Raw genomic sequence first — 22,313 nt, 5'->3', positions numbered from 1 at the left:
TTAAGTGATTTTTAATGCCCCGCAAAATTTTTAAAAAATATTTGCCTGATCATAAAAAGATTAAAGAAAGCCGCTATATGAAGGTTTTCGGTAACCTGATTCATGATCCTGGCTTATGGCACCTCAACCGCTACAGTGCGTCCGGGGCGTTTGCGGTGGGCTTGTTTTGTGGCTTTTTACCCATTCCATTTCAAATGGTCATTGCGGCTGCGCTAGCCATCTATTTCCGAGTTAATCTACCGATTTCCGTTGTTTTATGCTGGATTACCAATCCAGTCACCATGGTGCCCATGTTCTACTTTGCCTATAAAGTCGGTGCCTGGATTCTTGGCGTTCCACCTAATGAGTTTAACTTTGAGCTCAGTTTTGAATGGCTTCAATCTGAGCTGATTCATATCTGGAAACCGTTTTTGCTCGGTTGCTTAATCTGTGGTGGTACCCTTTCCCTGATTGGCTATCACACTATCAGCCTATTCTGGCGCTATCACGTGGTTCGTGCATGGCGCGCACGTCAGGCTCGCTGGAAAGATAGACTTCTTCATACTCTGCATCTTGATCAGCTTGGAAAAAAAGATGATGAAGATGATGAGTCTGAGTCTAAAGCAGAAGACTACCGCGAGAAATCAAACGACCATCGCAACGATTAAGCCGGATTATGCCAAACCTGGTGGTTAGGCACTGTACGAGATTGGCTATAGTTTCTTTAAGAAATGTCCATTAGTGTTAAACACAGTAACTAGAAACATCCCAAATTCGAAAAATCGTTCACTTAAGCCGGCTTGTTACTAAATCGAGTATTGTCATTCACCACAGAGACCAGCGGGAATGCCATTGGTGCACTTCCTACGGTGGCCCACGAAGGTCGGAATCCGCAAGGTTTTCTATTAAAAGAATAGACTCCCGCCTTCGCGGGAGTGACAAGAATTAGAGTAGTTCGTTGTCGTTTGGACCGAGTAGCTCCCCCCTCGGTCGCCTATTATTTCGTAAAGATGACAGGACTTTGGGAGATATTGCTTTTGCAGGGTTCGTCAGAAACGATGCATAAAAAAGCCGCTCATGGCATAAACCAGAGCGGCTTTTTTAATTCTATAATGACTTACTCAATAGCCATTAAATGACCATCTTCCAGTTTTAACTGTCGTTGCATTTTTGAGGCCAGTTCAAGATCGTGGGTAACGGTTATGAAGGTGGTGCCCATTTCCTGATTAATTTCGCACATCAAGTCATAAACTTTCAGAGCCGTTGCGTGATCAAGGTTACCGGTCGGCTCATCGGCCAAAACACAGACAGGTTCATTGGCCAAGGCTCGGGCAAAGGCGATACGCTGACGCTCTCCTCCCGATAACTCAGAAGGTTTGTGGGTTGCACGATTGGTCAGTCCAACGCGCTCAATGAGAGCTGCGGCTTTACGGTATGCAAGGTCGCGATTAGTGCCGCGAATGATGTGTGGCATGCCGACGTTTTCAAGTGCCGTGAACTCTGGCAATAAGTGATGGAACTGATACACAAATCCAATGTTCATGTTGCGGAATTCGCCCTGCGCTTTTGGCTTTAGTTTATGCACATCCTGGTCATTAATGACTACAGTACCTTCTGTCGGTTTGTCGAGCGCGCCAATCAAGTGTAGCAAGGTACTTTTTCCGGAACCAGATGCACCAACGATAGCCAGCTGTTCACCTCTTGTAACCGACAAGTTAAGCGACTCTAGAACAGTAACCTTACTGGCACCATCTTCATAAACACGACTCAAATTCGTTACTTCAATTAAACGCTCATTATTCATAACGAAGAGCCTCCGCAGGTTGTGTTTTTGATGCTTTCCAGGCGGGATATAAAGTAGCCAAAATGCTGATTATAAAGGCTGAAAGTCCAATTTTAATAACGTCGTCAACAATTAGCTCAGTGGGCAGGAAGTTTACAAAGTAAACATCTTGCGGGAAGACGCTGACGCCAAAAGTATTCTCTACCCAGTTAACTATATCCGGAAGATTTAATGCTAGGAGTACACCGAGTATAACGCCAGCCAATGTACCAATAAGGCCATTGATAATACCGCTGGTCATAAAGATACGAAGGATCGATCCAGGGCTTGCGCCGAGCGTTCTTAGAATGGCGATGTCGGCCTGTTTTTCGGTCACCAGCATGACTAGCGAGGTGACGATATTAAATGCAGCAACTGCAATGATAAATGTTAGAAGAATAAACATGATTTTCTTCTCCATATCAATTGCATTAAACAGTGTCTGATGTTGGCGCGTCCAGTCAGTCACAAAATATTGATGATCGAGCAGTTCACTAACCTGGTAATTAACGTCATACACATTCATCACATTACTGGTTTTCAGTTGCAATGCAGATACACCCTGCTGACGTAATAACTGTGCGGCATCATCCATGTGCACAAATGCCAGGCTCTTATCAGCTTCTGAACGGGTTTCAAAGATACCGGTTACGGTAAAGCGTTTAGCACGCATACTCAGACCCGCAACAGATACACGGGTTTCTTTTAAAATCAATAATGAAACCTTGTCGCCCACATTGAGCCCGAGACTTCTGGCAATTTTTGAACCGAGAATAATGTTGTATTCACCAGATTTGATATCATCAAACGAACCGGTATGCATATTGTCTTTGACGATAGAAACTTCATCAATTTTATTCGGTAAAATGCCCTGCACCATGCCGAAACTCTCGCGCCCCTGAAAACGGAACATGGTCTCAGACTGAACATAAGGTGATACACCAATCACTTCAGGATGCTCTTTGACCTTCTTTTCGAGCGCTTGCCAATCATCTATCGGGCCACCCAGGCCTTGAACCAGCACATGCGGTGCCATGCCCAGAATACGGTCTCTGAGTTCTCGTTCAAAACCGTTCATAACAGACATGACGGTTATTAATACCATTACCCCAAGGGCAATGCCGATCATGGATATTAAGGATATGAAAGAAATGAAGTGGTTACGGCGCTTGGCTCTGGTGTAGCGCAACCCTACAAATAACGAGAATGGCAGTCGCATCAGCTTATCTGGTCAAACAAAGTTGGCGTCATATTGAATGGATCACAATTTGGAGTCAAGTTATCGGTTAAAATTATTAAGTTAGTGCGCTAAATTATTGACACAGCAACCTATTTTTTTGATATTCTAAGCAAAATAACGATTAAGGAGTCGTAAGATGAAACTATTAAAGGGGTTAGCCATGAGCCTATCTTTAGCTGTGACCATGGCTTTTGGGGTAGCAACCGCTGACGAGGTTCGGGTCCCAGTTGCAGAGCAAGGCAAAAATGCCGGTATCGAAGTTCCTAAAAGTGGTATCACTAAAGCAGCCGTTGAACAGAAGTTTGGCGCACCACAATCAATTCAAGGCCCTGTGGGCGATCCACCAATCACCAAATGGATTTATGCCGGGTTCACTGTTTATTTTGAATATGACCGCGTGATCCACGCCGTTATTCATCATCAGTAGGGTTTTCTAAAGTCGGAAAGCGACTCCTGCTAACTGGAAATATCAAAGCCACTCGATTGAGTGGCTTTTTTGTTTTTATAGATGGGTTACGCTCACAAAGCTAACCAACCCTAGATTCATATTATTCTGAACGATGCCGTAGGCTGGTGATGAGCGAAGCGAATCCCAGCTTTTTGGATAATTTGAACGACTTTGCTGGGACTCGCTTCGCTCATCACCAGCCTACAAATTGTGTATATTCTCATCCAGACTCGGTAGGGGCAAGGGGCAGGTCTGTGTGCCTGTCCACGCTTTTACTGTTACTTCTTCAACTGAGCCAATACATAAGGCGCGACTACGACTGACCAGAATTCAGTTTCAGATTGGCAGTGCTCTTTTACAAATTCCATTGGCATGCGTTGGATCTTTTCCGAATCAATCAGCGGCTTAATGGCTTCTGCATTGTCGAGTGACAAATCTGCGGCGCAGTTGATGAGGTCTACACCCTGCTCTATCAGCAACAAGTTGCCTTTAGCGAAAAAGCGTTCAATTTCTTTCCAGGCGACCACCGCGGTTTCTCCATTGAGCTTCATAATCAGCTCTTCTCTTGGTGTCAGTTCAGTAAAACTGTCTGTTTTTTGTTCAGATTTCAGTTGTTCAATTTTGCTGTCTTCAGTCATAGTCTTTTCTATTCAGATCGTCTTTTACGCCAATAAGTTATCTTTAAGCTCTAACCACTGATCGCTACCTTGCACTTTGGTCAGTGAGTAATTGAGTGCTTTACCTTTCATTTTCAATAGCCGCTGCGCTGATTTTGGATCGCAATCAAAATCAAATTGCTCGGCAAGCTCCTGCCCTTCTTGAGGATGGTTACACACCAGCACCATATCACAGCCAGCATTGATAGCAGCTTCGGCACGCTCATAGTAGCCGCCGACTACTTCGGCGCCTTTCATACTCAGGTCATCGCTGAATATAACGCCATCAAAACCCAGTTGCCCACGCAAAATATCTTGTAACCAGATAGTTGAAAAACCTGCTGGCTGCTTGTCAAAAGCCGGATAAATCACGTGTGCAGGCATGACAGCCTGATAATCATTGGCCAATTCGGCAAACACGCGCATATCTTCACCAATAATCTGCTCTCGCGGACGTTCATCGACAGGAATATCAATGTGTGAGTCGGCTTCAACCGAGCCATGCCCAGGGAAATGCTTGGCTGTGGCGGCCATACCGTAGTCGTTCATACCACGAATAAATTCACGCCCTAGTTCAATAACTTCGTCTACCTTACCCGAAAAAGCCCGATCGCCAATAACCTGACTGATATTTTTATTCAAGTCTAAAACTGGAGCAAAGCTAAAGTCGATACCAACCGCCTGCACTTCAATCGCGATCATGGCGCCCCATTGATAGGCTTTACGTTTAGCCTGCTCATGGTCTGAGTTTTCAAGCAAAATAGTGCCCATAGCAGGAACCGCAGTAAAGCCTTCGCGAAAACGCTGCACGCGCCCGCCTTCGTGGTCCACAGCAATCAGAATATCTCTGTTGGCGATTTCACGAATGGACTGAGTTAGCTCAGCAACCTGCTGTGGCGACTGATAATTGCGACTGAATAAAATAATGCCGCCAAGCAAAGGGTTCTGTAACAATTCCTTTTCTCTGGAATTGACTTGCAAACCTTCAATATCAAGCATTAATGGGCCAATACTCATTGAATTGGAGCTCCTGGATGGTGGTTAAGGCTGAATTGTGTGTAATGGTAACCGATTGCGGACTACAAAATCACTGCTTGCTTCTAAAATTAGCAAAAACCGATATAATGTTGGGCTGTTAGGTTATTCAAAATATACAATCATATTACGTCAATGATTACCAACAAACATACTGTGGAGTTAAAGGTATAGCTTATGATGAAAATTAGAACTGCCGTCAGTAGTGCCGTTTTATTCGGTGCCCTGCTTGGTTTGTCGGCTTGTAGTGACGAAAGCGCTGATAAGCAACAAACTGCTGAGGTTCAGCAGGTCGAAACACAAGTAACGGTTGCTGATGCTGAAAAATTTGTCGCAGACGCGGAAAAGCGACTGTCTGAAATCTCTGAATATGGTGCAAGAGTGGCATGGGTTAATGCCAATTTTGTGACCTACGATACGACTCAGTTAAATGCTAAAGTTGGTGAAGAATACACCAAGCTGGGTGTTGAACTGGCCAACGAAGCTAAGAAGTTTAACGATCTTGAGTTACCTTATGATTTGAATCGTAAACTTGAAATGATCAAGCTTGGCTTAACTCTGCCGGCTCCTTCCGATGAAGCAAAAACTAAAAAGCTTGCTGAAATCACTTCTAAACTGGATAGCATTTACGCCACTGGTAAAAGCCCTGATGGCCGCACTTTGGGTCAATTAAGCGAAGTATTACGTTCGTCGCGTGATCCACAGGAACAGCTTGAAGCATGGCTTGGTTGGCGTACCGTTTCTCCGGAAATGCGCCCTCTTTATAAAGAAATGGTTGAGATTGCCAACGAAGGCTCACAAGAGCTGGGCTATAAAGACACAGGTGCAATGTGGCGTTCAAAATACGACATGCCTGCAGATGATTTTGCACAAGAAATGGATCGTCTCTGGGGTCAGGTTGAGCCACTATACGAAGCATTACACTGCCACGTTCGCGCAGAGCTGAACGAAGAATATGGTGACGAAGTTGTCCCACTGGACAAGCCAATCCCCGCTCATTTGCTAGGCAATATGTGGGCACAGCAATGGGGTAATATTTATGACCTGGTTGAGCCGGAAGGTGCTACCAAGGGCGTAGACCTTGATCCGATTCTTCGTAAACATTATGGCGTGGACCATGAGGTTGTAACTTACAACGAGAAAGAAGCAGCCGTTAAAGAGATGGTTAAAACTGCCGAAAACTTCTTCTCGTCTTTAGGCTTCGCACCACTGCCTGATACTTTCTGGGAACGTTCGCTATTCGTAAAACCTCGTGACCGAGACGTTCAGTGTCATGCCAGCGCCTGGAATCTTGATAATCAGGAAGATATCCGCATTAAGATGTGTACGGAAATCAATTCTGAAGACTTCCAGACGGTTCATCACGAATTGGGCCACAACTACTATCAGCGCGCTTACAAAGATCAACCAATCTTATACAAAGGTAGCGCAAATGACGGTTTCCACGAAGCCATCGGCGATACAGTTGCCCTTTCCATCACCCCTGCTTACTTAAAGCAAATTGGTTTGATTGATCAAGAGCCTGATGCAAGTGCTGATATCGCGCTATTGATGCGTTCTGCATTAGATAAAGTCGCTTTCCTTCCATTTGGTTTGATGGTTGATAAATGGCGCTGGCAGGTATTCAACGGCGAAGTAACTGCTGATGAATACAATCAGGGCTGGTGGAATCTTCGTACTCAGTACCAAGGTATCATGCCTGCTGTTGAGCGTACTGAAGCTGACTTCGATCCAGGTGCGAAATACCACATCCCTGGTAACACGCCGTACTCGCGTTATTTCCTGGCACACATTCTCCAGTTCCAATTCTTCCGCGACATGTGTGAGATGGCTGGTAACGAAGGCCCACTTCACCGCTGCTCTTTCTACGGCAACAAAGAAGTTGGCGCTAAGCTAAATGCGATGCTTGAAATGGGTGCTAGCCGTCCATGGCAAGATGCTTTAGAAGCTATGACAGGGTCGCGTGAAATGGATGCGACTGCAGTACTTGAGTACTATGCGCCATTGAAAACCTGGTTAGATGAGCAAAACAAAGATCGTAACTGCGGTTGGTAATCACTAATGCCGTTACGACATAAGGCGCCTTCGGGCGCCTTTTTTCCTTCCCACAGAATCCCTCACGACAGCAAGGACAATTACTTTAGAAGAGATTTTTCATAACACAGTGTCCCTCAGTAGGTTGGGATTCGCTACACTCATCACCAGCCCACAAGATCTAAGGGATAAAAGGATCGGCTGGATTAACTGTTTAGATGTAGCCGAACGACTACAAATTATTTGAATTACAGTTAAAGCTGTTTTTAATGTGGATAGACTTCACTCAACAACTATACGAATTTGTCTGGTTCTTACCCTGCTCTTTGGACTTATACAAAGCTTTATCGGCTTCTGCCAAAAGCTCTGTTTCATTGATTCGGCGCTCGTTCAAACAGGCAATGCCAATGCTGATAGTCACCGAGTGCTCAGAGCCATCAGGCGCTGTGAATACTTCTTCGGCAACTTGAGTCCTGAAACGCTCCATGGCGTTCTTGCCAGATTCAATGTCGGTTTCGGGAAGTAGAACCGCAAACTCTTCTCCGCCAATTCGGGCGTAATAATCAATATCGCGACAGCTTTCTCGCATAATTTGCGCTAACCGTACCAAAACACGATCACCAAAATCATGCCCATAAGTATCGTTAATAGTCTTAAAGTCATCAATATCCCAGATCACTGCGCAATAGGTATGCCCGAGTCGCACAGAACGATGATGCTCTTTCGTCAGCGCTGGCATAAAGGCACGTCGATTTGGCAGGCCAGTTAATACATCATGCTCTGCAGCAAGCTTCCAGCGTTCGCCCGACTCTTTTGCCAGTCTCATTTGATATTGCTGGAGTGAGAGACCAAAAACTGTAATCGCACAGGCAAAAGTAAAAGCCATCAGCTCAAACGCTGTGGCCTGGTCGGTTAAAGCAACAAAAGGCCCCCGGTTAAAATGCGTAACAGTGATTAAACTGATAAAGGTTAAAGTACTGATTGCAGCAACAGTGAGCAACCTAAGCTCAAAACTCATTATCACCAAAACTGGCAAGATCAGATAAATGACTGCTGGGTAACGCCATACCCCAAGTAGAAAAATAAAAGCAATGAGTGCAACCGAAAAGCAAAGTCCTATTGCTGGCTTTTTAAATTGCAGCGGATCCAGTTTCAGGCTGTTATAAACCTGATAAACCATCATCAGCCCCAGTGAGTTTGCCAGCAGCAGGCTAATGAAAAACTTTTCCAGCTGATATTCGGCTAGATAGCCACCTACTGATAAATTTGTGGTGATGACAGCTGCTGTAATTACGGGCGGAATAATACAGACCCATAATATAAATTTAGATAAGGATTTAGGGTTAATGACACCAGAGGGTAAGTACCTGGCAAACAGGAGCATCGCAATATAACTTTCAGCTCCGTCTGCTAATGCTGAAATCAGGGTGTGCAGCTTTGGATTGGTCACCGTGCTGACTTCCATGCCTGGCAAATTGACGTAATAGGCAGCTATGACAATCAGGGGGACTGCTTTCCAGCCCCAACGCAAACACATTAAAAAGCCGATACCGGATGGTAACCACAATAAACTGATGTTACTTGGAAATAAGGTAAACAGGCTCATGCCAAAGCGCGCGCTGGCATAATATGCTAACCCTGAAAAGAATAGAAAAATTAGAGAATAAAGGCTGGTACTCTGCTTTCCCTCCCTGAATTCATTACGCGTTTTTTGATGTAATTGCGTTAAATATGATCTTATTAACATATATCCCCATCCATGCCTTGTTTAATTTACTTCATCGAGCATGGATAGACAATAAAAAATTGTACAATTATTCGACAGCTGCGAGCCGTCTTATCAAATCACATAAAGATACACGGCAAGAAAGTGGCAGATAGCACCGCCCAGCACAAAGAGATGCCAGATAGCGTGGTTGTATGGAATTTTCTTATCTGCTGCGTAGAAAATGGTTCCAAAGGTATAGGATAGACCGCCAGCAAATAAGAGCCATAACGCAGGTTCAGCAACCTTCTCAAGCATTTCTTCGGCGGCAACCACAATCACCCAGCCCATCAGAATATAGGTGATTAAGGACACTCTTGGAAAACGCTGCTTAAACATGACCTTGAAGGTCACTCCGAACAGTGCCAGCCCCCAGATAACACCAAAAAGCACCCAGCCCCAGACACCGTTTAAACTAACCAGAACAAATGGCGTGTAGGTACCGGCAATTAAGAAATAAATGGCGCAATGATCAAAGGTTTGGAAAACTTTCTTAACTGACTCTGGTTGAAAGCTATGGTAAAGAGTTGAAGAGGTGAACAGGATGACCAGGCTGATACCATAAACAATGGAGCTGGCGAGCTTCCAGCCGTCTCCCAATTGCACTGACGTCATAATCATCATGGTCATAGCAGCTACGCTCAATAAAGCTCCAATGCCATGAGTCAGGGCATTGGCAATTTCTTCGCCAATGCTGTAAGTGTGTTCCGTTAATTCTACGTCTAGATGGGCAATATTGTGTTCTGCAGAGTGCTCTAGATTATTTGACATGAAGTGCCTTGATTCAGATCCGACCAGATGCCGCCATCTTCGCTGACAATGAGCCTAAGGTCAATAGTTCAGCGTACACTTGTGAGTTGAATTGTTAGAAAATGTGGACTTATGCAGCCAGGAATTGATGGTAGATCTGCTCGGCAGCTATCGGCGCACCAAGCCAGAAGCCTTGCGCCTGATCACAGTCAAAGGAAGTCAGCAGTTGCGCAATATGTTCATCCTCTACCCCTTCGGCAATAACTGACAAGCCAAAAATATGGGCAATCTTGATAATTTCGGCAAGCAGCGAGTGCTGAATTTCAGACTCCTCAAGCGAGCGAATGAAGCTGGTATCAATTTTAAGCTGGTGTACGGGTAGTTTCATCAGGTAATTAAAGGATGAATAACCTGTTCCGAAATCATCGATGGAAATTTTGACACCAATATCATTAAGCGCCTGCATTCGCTTCAGTGCGTTTTCAAAGTCAGAGATAAAGGCCTGTTCGGTAAGCTCAATCTCAATACAGCCTGGGCTGATACCATACTGTTCAACCAACTTCTGCAGATCATCGAGCAGATGACCATGCTGGAAATAACGAGGACTGACGTTTACGCTAACCGGGCAACAATAGTTGCTATCACATTTCCACTGAGCAATATCACGACAGACCTGCTCCAGCACCCATTGGCTGATAGGAATGATCATGCCATTCGATTCCGCCTCTCCGATAAACTCAGCGGGACTCATTAAAGTGTCTTTATTGTTCCAACGAATCAGCGCCTCAACACCTAACATAGACTTTTCGGTCAGTGAGAATTTTGGCTGGTATTCCAGATAAAACTCATCGTTTCGTAGCGCACGGCGTAAAGAGGTGCGCATGGAAAGTCGATACTTTGAGTATTTTTCCAGATGGTTGGAATAAAAGCTGTAGGTATTTTTACCATGCTTTTTGGAGTTATACATGGCCATATCGGCTTTTTTCAGAAGCTCTTCAGCCTGATCGCCATCCTCGGGATAGATGGCAACGCCCAGTGATGGCGTGATATAAATCTGACTAGTTCCCAATGTAATCGGCGCATCTAGGGCATGCCTTACCCTATCGAGCACGTTAACAATCGCCTCGCGATCTTCAACATCCTCAAGCATTATGACAAACTCATCGCCACCTAACCGAGCGAATGTATCGTGTTCGCGTAATGCCACCAGTATCCTTTTGGCGACTTTCTGTAAAAGCAGATCGCCCTGCGCATGACCAAAGGTATCATTAACTGTTTTAAATTCATCCAAATCAAGAAACACAACCGCCAGATATTCCTGTTTGCGCTTCGCCAGTTCGAGAGCATGTTCAAGGCGTTCTGAAAATAAGGTTCTATTGGGCAGGCCAGTAAGTTCATCATGATAGGCCAGATATCGAGCCTCCCGCTCTTTAAGCTTCAACTCAGTAATATCTTTAATGGTCCAGACCAATCCCTGTGTTTGTCCGTCAAGTTCAAGCGCCTTAGCCTTACATTCAAAAAATCGACCATCATTATGCTCAACTAAAATATTGCTGCTGTCTTCCTGTCTCAACAGTACTTTGTGGATCTGATTGATAACGATTTCTGCGTTACGAATGTTCTTGCCTAATAGTCGACTGATTTTGAAGAAGTTTAAGGAGAGGAATTCAGAAGCAGACATATTCAGCATTTGCAGTGCCGTATCATTATAGGCCGTTGGAATACCTTGAGAATTAATCTGAATTATACCGTCATAACCTGCATCCATGGTGACTCTCAGCTTGCGGATACTTTGCTCAAGCTCATGCTTGACCTGCTCCAGCTCGGTCAATTTGCTCTGCAAATGATTAAAACGGCCGCGAGACTCATCCGAAGTTAAGGACAGAGACTTCTCATACCATTGACGTTCTTCTTCGGCTCTTTTGTAGGCCTGGTCAATGGCTTTAAGAAATTCGTCAGGCACTCGATCGCTATCACCATTGAGATAGTTTTTGATCTGGCGATTGAGTAGCTTATGCATGGTTAGCTCCGACTGGATTCACCGGCATGCTTAACCGCTTTATTAAGAGCTAAAACTAACCTCGATTGCTGACTCCGTAGAGGTATTAAGAAGAGTGACAAAAGGACTAATGAACCCACTGCCACAGCGGGTTCAAAGAAAAATACTAGATAATCGGTCATCCAAGTCATAAAACTAACCCCAGATAATTCCTTGTATAGGTTAGTTCTATCACTTCAAATTTGCATTGTCAATTTTATAAAATATCGCAAGATCTTTATTTTTAAGCATTTCCATCAATGCAAGCATGCATTATAGATATTACTTAAAGCTGCAAGGCAAGCTCAGTACCCTGCCTGATGGCTCGTTTAGCATCTAACTCCGCAGCCACATCAGCACCGCCAATCAAATGCACCGAAACACCTTTTTCAGCCAATTCATCATGCATCGCTCTAAGCGGTATCTGACCTGCACAGATAACAATGTTATCAACATCCAGCCATTCTTCCTGACCATTGTCATGTTCAATCAGTAGCCCCTGATCACTGATCTGTTTGTACTGAGCACCAGTGACCATACGAACATTCTTATGCTTTAAACTGGCGCGATGAATCCAGCCGGTTGTCTTACCAAGATTCTTGCCCATCTTGGTAGCCTTACGCTGTAGCATGATCACTTCACGCGCTGCAGGATCAAACTCTGGTTCTTTCAGTAGCCCGCCCGGTAATTGATAGAGTGCATCAATGCCCCACTCTTTCAACCATTCATCAAGATTTAGTGTGGGCGACTCACCTTCATGGACCAGAAACTCTGATACATCAAAGCCAATACCGCCAGCACCAATCACTGCAACTTTCTGGCCGACAGGCTTTTTATGCCAAAGCACATCAATGTAGCTCATCACTTTGGGGTGTTCGATACCTGGAATATTTGGTGTTCTCGGCACGACGCCACTGGCTAAAACCACCTCATCATACTGACCGACCAAATCATCAAGAACCATTTCGGTATTCAGATGGAGGTTCACACCCGTTATTTCGACCTGCTTTTTGAAATAACGCAATGTCTCGTAGAATTCTTCCTTGCCAGGGATCTGTTTGGCGATATTCAATTGACCACCAATTTCTTCGCGCTTATCAAAAAGATGAACTTCATGACCTCGCTTACTGGCTTCAGTTGCAAAAGCAAGGCCCGCAGGCCCAGCACCAACCACCGCAATACGTTTCTTCTTAGCCAATGGTTCTGCAACCAGTTCAGTTTCATAACAGGCACGCGGATTAACCAGACAGGTGGCACGTTTGTTCTTGAAAACATGATCCAGACAGGCCTGATTACAGGCAATGCATGTATTAATTTCATCAGCGCGATCCTGCTCGGCCTTAATGACAAACTCAGCATCAGCAAGCAAAGGCCGTGCCATTGAAACCATATCGGCTGTACCATTACTCAAAATTTCTTCTGCAACATGCGGCATGTTAATTCGGTTGGAAGTAATTAATGGTACTGATACTTCATTACGTAGTTTTTTAGTGACCCAGGTAAAGGCTGCGCGCGGTACAGAAGTTGAAATGGTCGGAATACGTGCTTCATGCCAGCCGATTCCGGTATTAATAATGGTCGCGCCAGCTTTCTCGACTGCTTTGGCCAGCTGTACCACTTCATCCCAGGAACTACCACCTTCAACCAGATCCAGCATAGACAAACGATAGATCACAATAAAGTCATCGCCGACCGCTTCTTTAACCGCCTTGATAATTTCTAATGGAAATCGAATCCGGTTTTCATAAGCGCCACCCCACTCATCGGTTCGATGATTGGTGCGTTTAACAATAAACTGATTAATCAGATAACCTTCCGAGCCCATGATCTCAACGCCATCGTAACCTGCTTTTTTAGCCAGCTTGGCACAATTGGCGTATTGCTTAATGGTTTTTGCGATTCCTCGTTTGGATAGGGCTTTCGGGGTAAAGGGTGAGATAGGAGCCTTTAGCTTTGATGCGGAAACAGAGAATGGATGATAGGCATAGCGACCAGCATGTAGGATTTGAAGTGCAATTTTACCACCAGCTTCATGCACGGCATCGGTAACTATTTTGTGCTTTTTGACCTGCCAGCCGAAACTGAGCTGAGAAGAATGAGGCGCCAGCCGTCCGCGGAAATTTGGTGAAATACCACCGGTGACCATCAAAGCTACGCCACCACGGGCACGCTCCGCATAAAATGCCGCCATCTTCTCAAAGCCACCCTTTTCTTCCTCAAGCCCAGTATGCATTGAGCCCATCAAGACACGATTTTTCAGTGTTGTAAATCCTAAATCTAGTGGTTCAAGAAGTTTTGAGTATTTCACGGTAGCGTCTTTTATTGTGATTAAAGATGAGCTTAAGTCTACTGGTATAACCAGATCAAGGCAATCCCTCTCGGGATCGATGAAAGTACATATTTGATTACAAAATGAAAGAATCCGGAACTCTATATAAAACAATACGTTATTAAAATTAATTAAATTCAACACTAGTCATAAAACAGCCTATTTGTATAGAATGTGTTCGTTCCAAATTATTTTAACTAGAAAAGGTATTTTCACGTGTCACAACCAAACTCAATGATCGGTAAATTCTTTTACCGTATATGGAAGACTATCGATGTGGCTGGCCGATTAATGATTGGCCTTATCGCATTAACCATTTTCGTATTGTTCGTTCGCGGCTGCACTAGTGGCCCAGATCTGCCAAAGATTGACGATGGCGCTGCGCTTATTCTTGCACCTAAAGGCATTATCGTTGAACAGGAAACCTATCTTGATCCAATCGAGCGCGCCATGCAGGAAGCGCAAGGTATCGCACCAAACGAAACCTCCATCTATGACCTACTCGATGCTATTGAGTACGCTAAAAACGATGATCGCATCAGCGTGATGGTGATTAACGTTAATAGCCTACAGGGCGTTTATGCAGGGATCAGTAAATATCAGGATTTACGCGAAGCGATTAATGAATTTAAAGAAAGCGGCAAAAAAGTGATCGCGGTTGGTGATTACTATATGCAGGGGCAGTTCTATCTTGCTTCGGTTGCTGATGAAGTTTATATGAATCCATACGGCATGTTGATGTTTGAAGGTCTTGGTGGCAATAACACCTACTTTAAATCAGCATTAGACAACTTGGGCGTTAACGTTCATGTATTCCGTGTTGGTACCTTCAAATCAGCAGTAGAGCCTTTCATTCGCGACGACATGTCAGAAGCCGCTAAAGAAGCGAATATGGAATGGATGGGCGATCTGTGGAAACACATGAAACAGGAACTGGCTGCATCACGTAACATGTCTGTTGAAGAGTTTGATGACTTCGTTGAAAACTACTTAGCCAAGTTTGAAGCTACTAATGGCGACAGTGGTGAGTTAGCAGTTCAGGAAGGCTTCATTGATAAGCTGATGACTCGTGGCGAATTCCGTCAGTACATGATTGATATGGTTGGCTTGAATGAAGACAAAGATTCTTATAAAGCCATCGGCCATAAAAACTACCTGAAAGCTGTTCGCCCATTGGTTGAGCTTCCAACGAATAAAGACACAGTTGCTGTAATCGTTGCTAAAGGTGAAATCGTTGACGGCAGCCGCAAAGAAGGTGTTATCGGTGGTGACAGTACTGCTCGCTTGATTCAGAAAGCTCGCCTTGATGACAAAGTGAAAGCGATCGTTCTTCGCGTTGATAGCCCAGGAGGCAGCGCCTTTGCTTCTGAAGTGATTCGTAATGAACTGGAGCGTGCACAGAGTGAAGGCAAAATCGTGGTTGCTTCAATGGGCGGTGTTGCAGCCTCTGGTGGTTACTGGATTTCAGCCACTTCGGATGAAATCTGGGCGCACCCTACTACCATCACAGGTTCAATTGGTATCTTCGGCATGGTTCCGACTTTCGAAGAACCATTGAATAAATTGGGCGTATACCGCGATGGTGTTGGCACAACTAAATGGACATTAGCCTTCGATCCAATGGATGGCATATCTCCTGAGTTTGCTCAGCTTATCCAGCGTAACATTGAGCATGGTTATGACCGCTTCCTGACGCTTGTTGGCAAAGGCCGTAACATGACCAAAGAAGAAGTGGATCAAATCGCACAGGGCCGCGTATGGTCAGGTGAAGATGCACACCGCTTAGGTCTGGTTGATCAACTGGGGGATCTTGAAGACGCCATTGAGTCGGCAGCTAAGTTAGCAAATATTGGTGATGATTACGCCGTAAAATTCATCAAGCGTGAATTGAGTGCTGAAGAAATCTTTATCCGAAACTTGCTGGAAAATGCAAAAGCTGAAGGTAAGCTTGATGCAGTCATTGCCCAGCTTAGTAACGGCGAGACAGACATCATTGGTCACGTTCTTGGACGCGCCCAAAAGATCGTCAATATCTTCAACAACTTCAACGATCCAAACCATGTCTATGCGCACTGTATGTGTGTCGGTGAATAACCTACAAGGTTAGCAAAAGAGGCGCTTTAACTAGCGCCTTTTTTGTGTCTGCTATTAATAGGTATAAAAGCTCTGCTCAATGCATACTCTCAACTTCTACTTACAAATTATTAACACTCTTCATAAGTCAGCTCACATACAATAATAAGTCATACAAATACAGTTCAAGGAATCCTATGAAACTTTTGATAACTACATTGGTGATTTGTTTTATATCAACAGCGGCTTATGGCAAGGCCTCACAAAAGGAACATGAAGCGCTTAATAAGGAAATCCAGGCAATGGATTTCCAATTATTCGATATAGCATTCAATCAGTGCAACATAGAAGTCTGGAAAGAAATTGTTAGTGAAAATATTGAGTTTTATGATGACAGGACAGGCTTAAACACTTCTTATGAAAAAGAAGTAAGGTCTTTTCAAGATAAGTGCTCCAAACCCTTTGAGGTTACACGTCAGTTAGTCTCAAATGAGATACATCCACTAGGCGAATATGGCGCTCTACAAACCGGGAAGCACAACTTTTATGTTGACGGTGACTTGGTTGAGAAATCTCAATTTATAACCATTTGGGAGCGTGAAGATGGTAGCTGGGTAGTGAAACGAGTGGTGAGCTACGATCATCAGGCTGTGGAACCATGAGGTCAGCGTAAAAAAATGCAAGCATAAAAAAAGCCTGCTCGAAAGCAGGCTTTTGGTATAGTGGCGGAGCGGACGGGACTATCAATTACTTCCCTGTAATTGACCACTTCGTGGCCGTTGCCGCAAAGCGTCAACGTTCAAAATCGTTCCAGACGATTTTCACTTGGAATTGCTCCTGCATTCCAAGTATTCGCTTCATCCTTGAAGCTTGTCGAACCCCGCTCGCGGGTTCTCATCCCTATTTAGAGCAGACACAAAAAAAGCAGCCAAGGGCTGCTTTTTAATATAGTGGCGGAGCGGACGGGACTCGAACCCGCGACCCCCGGCGTGACAGGCCGGTATTCTAACCAGCTGAACTACCGCTCCGCAGTATTTGTTAGGTCTCTTACGAGTCTTAACAGGTGTTTCGCTGGTGACCTCATCGGTCGACGGAGCGCATATTACTGTCGTTCTTAGGGTAGGTCAACAACTTTTTTAGAAAAATATTTAACTTTTTAAAAATGCGCTTAAATGCTAGCCAATTTGGTTGTTTTTCAATCGGATAGCGGGATCCAGGAGATAATTCTATCCTCTACTTCTTCTGCTGTTAGCTTGGTTTCGGAGATGACTTTTCCTTTGATGCTATGCCCTTTCTTATGCACCAGCTCTTTGTCTCCTGATAGTAAATAGTGCCAACTGGGCAAGTCTTTGCCCTCCGCTACCAAGCGATAAGCACAGGTATCTGGTAACCAGAAGTATTCCTGTATCGTATCTGCGGTCAATTGAACGCAGTCAGGTACTTTTGAGGTTCTGTTTTGATAGTCTTTGCAGTGGAGAGTATTGGTATCGAGCAGTTGGCAGGACACGTCGGTCTGCATCAAAAGATCATCGTCATCATCAATAAACTGAACACAGCAGCATTTGGCACAACCATCGCAAAGGGATTCCCACTGTTCGTGGGTCATATCCTTCAACGCTGTGGTGAGCCAAAACTTATCAAACGTCATGCTTACTTCTTGCCAGCTATAAGCAGGGCTATTTCTTCTTCGCTCGGTGGCATCTGTAAGAAATACCCCTCTTCTTCGAGCTTTTGTGTAACTTCCTGGATATCACATAGAGCAAGGGTTTCACGCTTGGCCAGATCAAGGTGCATCACCAGCTCTGGCGTTCCCCACACTTGAATAAGGCCTTCGGGCAGGTCTTCAAACTTGCTGTCGTAAGGAATATATAAATAGGTATCAGGTTTCTTGGCGCTTTTATAAATACTGCACATCATAACGGTGTTCTCAAAAATTTTGTTTGGTTCTTGCCTATGGCTTTAAAGGAATTCCTGCATCGCCTGCTTGAATGGCTGTTCCAGCAGACTTTGACGCCAGCTGTTCCAGAAACGGTTTGGTCGCCCCTTATAGCCAAGCGTCATCTTGATATAATACTCGATCAGACGGCGATTACATAAAGCTTCAGCGGGAATATTGTGCTCCTGGCTGACATTCTCAACCTCAGCCTTTAAGGCGCTGAACATTTTTTTGCTTTGTGGGATCTTGTGAAAGGGCTGCAAAGGCTCTGGCCATTCTGTTTTGCTAACCTGGTCGGCCAGCTCAATCTGGCGAATCAGTTCGGCGCCATACTTACGAATACTGCCGCGGTTACAGCCCATCGAAAGCAAGTCGCTAATTGTCGTCTTTTCTTTCTGACAGACTTCAATCAAATGATGGTCGCGAAAGACAAAGGTTTTAGGAATATTATTGTCGCGAGCAAGAGTTTCTCGCCATTGAGCTAACTTCTGCAAGCGATTCAATTGAAACTGATTTAATCGGAAAGCGCCCTTCACTTTCAAATAGGCTTCCGAATAATCATCGGCCTGAATGATAGCCGAGAAAATACTATTAACGTCTTCGATGACGCACTCAAAAAGCCCTTTTTCCAGCAGGCTATCTCGTAGTCGGTAGTAGACAGGCAAAAGATATTGAACATCCTGTGCGGCATAAACTTTCTGTTCTTGGCTCAATGGCCTCTGTAGCCAATCAGTTTTCGTGTGTTCCTTATCAAGTACCAGGCTCAGAAAATGCTCAACAATACTGCCATAACCAACACTTAATCCAATGCCATCTAAAGAGGCGGCGATCTGCGTATCAAAAACCTGATTCAGCTCAAAACCATATTGATGATAAAGTGCCTCCAGATCTTCGCTACAGCTATGGAATGCTTTAACGACTGAAGTCGTTTTAAAAATATCGGTTAAGGCAGAAATATCGTCAAAGGCAAGAGGATCAATAAGGTAGACCTCTTCTCCATCGTATATTTGGATGAGCGCCAGCCGATGAAAATAGGTATTAGTTCGGTCGAACTCTGTGTCTACTGCGATAAAGTCAAGCGTTTGCCAGGACTGACAAAGTTCCTGCAAGCGCTCAGCGTTGAAAACAGTTTCGACATGAACTGAGTCCTGGTGTTGTTCTAAGTGAAATCGTGCCAATTAATGTGCTCCTGGCGCTCATCTATGAGCGCCATGGGAAAGGGTTATTTACGAAGTTCTTTACGAAGGATTTTACCAACATTACTTTTTGGAAGCTCTTCTCGGAACTCGACCACTTTAGGGATCTTGTAGCCAGTTAAATGTTCGCGAGTATGCTTGATGACGTCATCTTCAGTGAGGGTGCTGTCTTTTTTGACGACGACAACTTTCACTACCTCACCTTTCACTTCATCAGGTTCGCCAATGGCAGCAACTTCCAAAACGCCCGGATGAAGCGCTACAACGTCTTCAATCTCGTTTGGATAGACGTTAAAACCTGAGACCAGAATCATGTCTTTCTTGCGATCTACAATACGCAGAAAACCCTTTTCATCAATAGTAGCCATATCGCCGGTTGCCAGCCAGCCATCGTCTTTTAGCACTTCAGCTGTTTCTTTAGGACGATTGAGGTAGCCTCGCATCACTTGAGGGCCTTTGACCCAAAGCTCCCCTGGTTGGCCGACTTCAACTTCATTACCCTCTTCATCTCGAATTTCAATATCAGTAGAGGGAAGTGGTAAGCCAATGGTTCCATTATAAGACTCGAGATCCAATGGGTTCATACTGACCACTGGCGAAGTTTCTGTCAGTCCATAACCTTCCAGCAATGGAGTATTTGTCAGCTCTTGCCAGCGCTCAGCTACTGACTTCTGAACCGCCATGCCACCGCCAACTGACAGCTTTAATTTGCTGAAATCTAATTCGCGGAAAGCTGGTGTATTTAACAGGCCATTGAACAAAGTGTTTACGCCAGTCATGGCGGTGAATGGGTACTTCTTCAGTGTCTTACAGAAATCCTTCATGTCACGAGGATTAGTAATATAGATATTATGACCACCCGCCTTAGCGAACAGCAGACAGTTAACACACAAAGAGAATATGTGGTAAAGGGGAAGCGCAGTAATGATGGTCTCCTGCCCCTCATCCAGAAATGGTCCCATCCAGGCGTGAGTCTGCAACACATTGGCAACCATGTTGCGATGAGTCAATATCGCACCCTTAGAAACCCCCGTTGTGCCGCCTGTATATTGTAAAAAAGCAATATCATCTGAAGTTAATTCAACTGGGCTGACCTTCTGCTCCGCACCTTTTTGCATGGCTTCAACGAAACTATGTGACTGATCGAGCTTAAAGCTGGGTACCATCTTCTTGATGTACTTAACCACGAAATTGACGATAAAACGCTTAGGCTGAGGACACATATCACCAACCTGGGTGACAATGATGTGTTTTAGCGCAGTTTTATCTACCACCTTCTCGAGAGTATCACCGAAATTGGCAAGAATGACGATGGCATTAGCCTCGCTGTCATTGAGCTGATGCTCAAGCTCACGGGGCGTATAAAGTGGATTAACATTAACTACAGCAAGTCCGGCACGGAATGCACCAAATAAACAGACAGGATATTGCAGCAAGTTTGGCATCATCAGCGCCAGCTTGTCGCCCTTTTGCAATCCAAGCCCATTTTGCAGATAGGAAGCAAAGTCACGAGCTTTCTGGTCAAGCTCACGGTAGGTTAAGGTGACACCCAAGTTAGTCACTGCCGGTCTATCACCAAACTTCTCGACACTTTCATCGAACATGGCTAGAAGGCTAGAATACTGATCAGGGTCGATGGTTTCCTGAACCGCTTTTGGGTATTGCTTTAACCAGATTTTTTCCATATAGCTTCCTAATAGGGTCTGTTGACCTTTGATTTTCAATTTTTGTTCAAACCAAAAGCGTTCTGATCGCGACGCTCGTCATGTAGCCTAGCATTCTAAGGTAATGGCGAGCAACAAAGAGCAGAGCGCTTTTGGTTGAACCCGAAGGGTAACGTTTGTTTGGCTTTTCTACAGTGTTATCGCGCGTGGATGGAGAATAACTACACCTCACACGCGATGCCTCGTATAAAAACCAATCAAACAGCTGCAAAAACGAACAGCAAAGGCCAACAGACCCTAACTTTAATTAATTAAATTTATGGGCAAGAAAAGTAACCGATTGTATCGAATAAGGCAACTTTTAACGCCCCGTTCGCCTATTTTAGCCGATACTTTAATCTATCCGTGTTAGCTCTGATTAAATTTTGCCCAGAACTTAAGAATAGTCTGAGCCACCTCTTCAGGGTGCTCCATGTGCAAATGATGGCCTCCATCGAGATCAATCCATTCTGAGTTTTTCAGATAAGATAGCCTTTTTTCGATGGCCGGCTTTTCCTGCAACATACCCTGCTTGCCACGAATGAAGAGAACTTCGGCGGCAACATTGTTCATCAACGCTTCCAGTTGTGGCTCCGTCATACGAATCCAGGAGGCATTTTTTAAGCGAGCATCGCTTGACCATTGATAACCGCGGTCACAAAGGGTCACACCACGTTCAATAAGCGGTAACAATGTGTCTGCGCTTAGCTCACTGACCTGAGCGCGCGCATTGGCTGCTTCTTCAATCGAATTAAAATAGCGCTTTTGACTGCGTTTGGCTTTGCGTTGCTCGATTGCCTGTGCCAGTTGCTCTATGGTTTGTTCAGGTGTTGAGATAAAGGGACCAAGCGCATCAATTGAAATCAGGCTTTTCACTCGATTAGGAACGGCACCTGCATATATCATGGCTAATGCGGCACCCATCGAGTGACCGAGAATATGACACTTGTCGATATGCAGCACATCCAAGGCGCCATCAATGATCGAAATACCGGATACAAACTGATAGTCAGCATCTTCCGAAAGGTGCTCGGACTGGCCGTGACCAGGAAACTCAATAGCAATCAATCGATATTTGTCAGCCAGAAAAGGCGCCAGATAATGAAAAGTCGCCGCATTATCGAGCCAGCCATGTAAACAAAGAATTGGCTCAGCCTTGGGGTCGCCCCACTCGAGAACAGCAACTTTATTGTGATGAATTTGAAAGTGATACTCTTGATCAAATTTGACGTGCATGGATGATTAACTCTTCATAATTTATCTTGCCAAAGAATACCATAGCGCATAAAAAAAGGGCCATTTACATGGC

17 protein-coding genes, 1 tRNA gene and 1 pseudogene are annotated in these 22,313 nt (G+C 44.7%); 5 read left to right on the top strand and 14 right to left on the bottom strand.

What is annotated here, in order from left to right:
* Positions 1-14: 14 nt before the first annotated feature.
* Positions 15-524: pseudogene (locus HUJ19_RS07755) on the top strand (DUF2062 domain-containing protein); the annotation flags it as partial.
* A 572-nt stretch (positions 525-1,096) separates the two neighbouring features.
* On the opposite strand, the gene HUJ19_RS07750 reads toward HUJ19_RS07755, so the two are convergent.
* Positions 1,097-1,783 (bottom strand): ABC transporter ATP-binding protein, encoded by a 687-nt coding sequence (locus tag HUJ19_RS07750; RefSeq protein WP_290623144.1) that lies wholly within the window; start codon positions 1,781-1,783, stop codon positions 1,097-1,099.
* Positions 1,776-3,020, bottom strand: a complete 1,245-nt coding sequence (locus HUJ19_RS07745; protein WP_290623143.1) for a lipoprotein-releasing ABC transporter permease subunit — start codon at positions 3,018-3,020, stop codon at positions 1,776-1,778. The genes HUJ19_RS07750 and HUJ19_RS07745 overlap by 8 nt, the downstream gene beginning before the upstream one ends.
* A gap of 157 nt (positions 3,021-3,177) precedes the next feature.
* Between HUJ19_RS07745 and HUJ19_RS07740 the strand changes: the two genes are divergently transcribed.
* The gene (locus HUJ19_RS07740) at positions 3,178-3,468 is read left to right on the top strand and encodes a hypothetical protein (protein WP_290623142.1); all 291 of its coding nucleotides are present in this window, start codon (positions 3,178-3,180) and stop codon (positions 3,466-3,468) included.
* Positions 3,469-3,767: 299 nt separating this feature from the next.
* On the opposite strand, the gene HUJ19_RS07735 is transcribed toward HUJ19_RS07740, so the two are convergent.
* Together HUJ19_RS07735 and nagZ are read right to left on the bottom strand one after the other, a co-directional pair.
* The gene (locus HUJ19_RS07735) at positions 3,768-4,127 is read right to left on the bottom strand and encodes a DUF2288 domain-containing protein (protein WP_290623141.1); all 360 of its coding nucleotides are present in this window, start codon (positions 4,125-4,127) and stop codon (positions 3,768-3,770) included.
* A gap of 24 nt (positions 4,128-4,151) precedes the next feature.
* Complete coding sequence (gene nagZ, locus HUJ19_RS07730; RefSeq protein WP_290623140.1) at positions 4,152-5,162, bottom strand: beta-N-acetylhexosaminidase; 1,011 nt, start codon at positions 5,160-5,162, stop codon at positions 4,152-4,154.
* Between the two features lie 195 nt (positions 5,163-5,357).
* On the opposite strand from nagZ, the gene HUJ19_RS07725 reads away from it, so the two are divergent.
* Positions 5,358-7,235 (top strand): M2 family metallopeptidase, encoded by a 1,878-nt coding sequence (locus HUJ19_RS07725; protein ID WP_290623139.1) that lies wholly within the window; start codon positions 5,358-5,360, stop codon positions 7,233-7,235.
* 265 nt (positions 7,236-7,500) lie between these two features.
* On the opposite strand, the gene HUJ19_RS07720 is transcribed toward HUJ19_RS07725, so the two are convergent.
* From HUJ19_RS07720 to HUJ19_RS07705, 4 genes are all read right to left on the bottom strand, one after another.
* Positions 7,501-8,961, bottom strand: coding sequence for a diguanylate cyclase (locus tag HUJ19_RS07720; protein WP_290623138.1), 1,461 nt, complete (start codon positions 8,959-8,961; stop codon positions 7,501-7,503).
* Between the two features lie 93 nt (positions 8,962-9,054).
* Positions 9,055-9,750 carry a hemolysin III family protein gene (locus HUJ19_RS07715; protein ID WP_290623137.1) on the bottom strand — a complete coding sequence of 232 codons (696 nt, stop codon included), beginning with the start codon at positions 9,748-9,750 and terminating at the stop codon, positions 9,055-9,057.
* 109 nt (positions 9,751-9,859) lie between these two features.
* Entirely contained in the window at positions 9,860-11,749 is a 1,890-nt protein-coding gene (locus HUJ19_RS07710) for a bifunctional diguanylate cyclase/phosphodiesterase (protein ID WP_290623136.1), read from the bottom strand.
* A 304-nt stretch (positions 11,750-12,053) separates the two neighbouring features.
* Positions 12,054-14,075 carry an NADPH-dependent 2,4-dienoyl-CoA reductase gene (locus tag HUJ19_RS07705; RefSeq protein WP_290623135.1) on the bottom strand — a complete coding sequence of 674 codons (2,022 nt, stop codon included), beginning with the start codon at positions 14,073-14,075 and terminating at the stop codon, positions 12,054-12,056.
* Between the two features lie 237 nt (positions 14,076-14,312).
* Between HUJ19_RS07705 and sppA the strand changes: the two genes are divergently transcribed.
* Together sppA and HUJ19_RS07695 are read left to right on the top strand one after the other, a co-directional pair.
* Positions 14,313-16,190, top strand: coding sequence for a signal peptide peptidase SppA (gene sppA, locus HUJ19_RS07700; RefSeq protein ID WP_290623134.1), 1,878 nt, complete (start codon positions 14,313-14,315; stop codon positions 16,188-16,190).
* A 176-nt stretch (positions 16,191-16,366) separates the two neighbouring features.
* Entirely contained in the window at positions 16,367-16,831 is a 465-nt protein-coding gene (locus HUJ19_RS07695; RefSeq protein ID WP_290623133.1) for a nuclear transport factor 2 family protein, read from the top strand.
* A 289-nt stretch (positions 16,832-17,120) separates the two neighbouring features.
* Here HUJ19_RS07695 and HUJ19_RS07690 read toward each other — a convergent pair.
* The 6 genes from HUJ19_RS07690 to HUJ19_RS07665 all read right to left on the bottom strand — a co-directional run bounded on the left by HUJ19_RS07690 (position 17,121) and on the right by HUJ19_RS07665 (position 22,240).
* Positions 17,121-17,197: transfer RNA gene (locus HUJ19_RS07690), tRNA-Asp, on the bottom strand.
* Between the two features lie 167 nt (positions 17,198-17,364).
* A complete protein-coding gene (locus HUJ19_RS07685) occupies positions 17,365-17,817 on the bottom strand; it encodes a YcgN family cysteine cluster protein (RefSeq protein WP_290623132.1) in 453 nt (150 codons plus the stop codon).
* Between the two features lie 2 nt (positions 17,818-17,819).
* Positions 17,820-18,086, bottom strand: coding sequence for a YcgL domain-containing protein (locus tag HUJ19_RS07680; protein ID WP_290623131.1), 267 nt, complete (start codon positions 18,084-18,086; stop codon positions 17,820-17,822).
* Positions 18,087-18,128: 42 nt separating this feature from the next.
* Positions 18,129-19,283: a ribonuclease D gene (gene rnd, locus HUJ19_RS07675; protein ID WP_290623130.1), complete on the bottom strand. Its 1,155-nt coding sequence runs from the start codon at positions 19,281-19,283 to the stop codon at positions 18,129-18,131.
* 44 nt (positions 19,284-19,327) lie between these two features.
* A complete protein-coding gene (gene fadD, locus HUJ19_RS07670; protein ID WP_290623129.1) occupies positions 19,328-20,986 on the bottom strand; it encodes a long-chain-fatty-acid--CoA ligase FadD in 1,659 nt (552 codons plus the stop codon).
* 387 nt (positions 20,987-21,373) lie between these two features.
* A complete protein-coding gene (locus HUJ19_RS07665) occupies positions 21,374-22,240 on the bottom strand; it encodes an alpha/beta hydrolase (RefSeq protein ID WP_290623128.1) in 867 nt (288 codons plus the stop codon).
* Between the last annotated feature and the right edge of the window lie 73 nt (positions 22,241-22,313).

The sequence above is a fragment of the Kangiella sp. genome (assembly GCF_014762745.1).
In the GTDB taxonomy this organism is placed as follows: domain Bacteria; phylum Pseudomonadota; class Gammaproteobacteria; order Enterobacterales; family Kangiellaceae; genus Kangiella.
The sequence above is the reverse complement of the archived record's forward strand: the minus strand, read 5'-3'. Positions and strand labels throughout refer to the sequence as shown.

Excerpts from the sequence above, each read along its gene's own strand:
- HUJ19_RS07750 (WP_290623144.1), bottom strand. The coding sequence starts at position 1,783 with ATGAATAATGAGCGTTTAATTGAAGTAACGAATTTGAGTCGTGTTTAT.
- HUJ19_RS07745 (WP_290623143.1), bottom strand. The coding sequence starts at position 3,020 with ATGCGACTGCCATTCTCGTTATTTGTAGGGTTGCGCTACACCAGAGCC.
- HUJ19_RS07740 (WP_290623142.1), top strand. The coding sequence starts at position 3,178 with ATGAAACTATTAAAGGGGTTAGCCATGAGCCTATCTTTAGCTGTGACC.
- HUJ19_RS07735 (WP_290623141.1), bottom strand. The coding sequence starts at position 4,127 with ATGACTGAAGACAGCAAAATTGAACAACTGAAATCTGAACAAAAAACA.
- nagZ (WP_290623140.1), bottom strand. The coding sequence starts at position 5,162 with ATGAGTATTGGCCCATTAATGCTTGATATTGAAGGTTTGCAAGTCAAT.
- HUJ19_RS07725 (WP_290623139.1), top strand. The coding sequence starts at position 5,358 with ATGATGAAAATTAGAACTGCCGTCAGTAGTGCCGTTTTATTCGGTGCC.
- HUJ19_RS07720 (WP_290623138.1), bottom strand. The coding sequence starts at position 8,961 with ATGTTAATAAGATCATATTTAACGCAATTACATCAAAAAACGCGTAAT.
- HUJ19_RS07715 (WP_290623137.1), bottom strand. The coding sequence starts at position 9,750 with ATGTCAAATAATCTAGAGCACTCTGCAGAACACAATATTGCCCATCTA.
- HUJ19_RS07710 (WP_290623136.1), bottom strand. The coding sequence starts at position 11,749 with ATGCATAAGCTACTCAATCGCCAGATCAAAAACTATCTCAATGGTGAT.
- HUJ19_RS07695 (WP_290623133.1), top strand. The coding sequence starts at position 16,367 with ATGAAACTTTTGATAACTACATTGGTGATTTGTTTTATATCAACAGCG.
- HUJ19_RS07685 (WP_290623132.1), bottom strand. The coding sequence starts at position 17,817 with ATGACGTTTGATAAGTTTTGGCTCACCACAGCGTTGAAGGATATGACC.
- HUJ19_RS07680 (WP_290623131.1), bottom strand. The coding sequence starts at position 18,086 with ATGATGTGCAGTATTTATAAAAGCGCCAAGAAACCTGATACCTATTTA.
- fadD (WP_290623129.1), bottom strand. The coding sequence starts at position 20,986 with ATGGAAAAAATCTGGTTAAAGCAATACCCAAAAGCGGTTCAGGAAACC.
- HUJ19_RS07665 (WP_290623128.1), bottom strand. The coding sequence starts at position 22,240 with ATGCACGTCAAATTTGATCAAGAGTATCACTTTCAAATTCATCACAAT.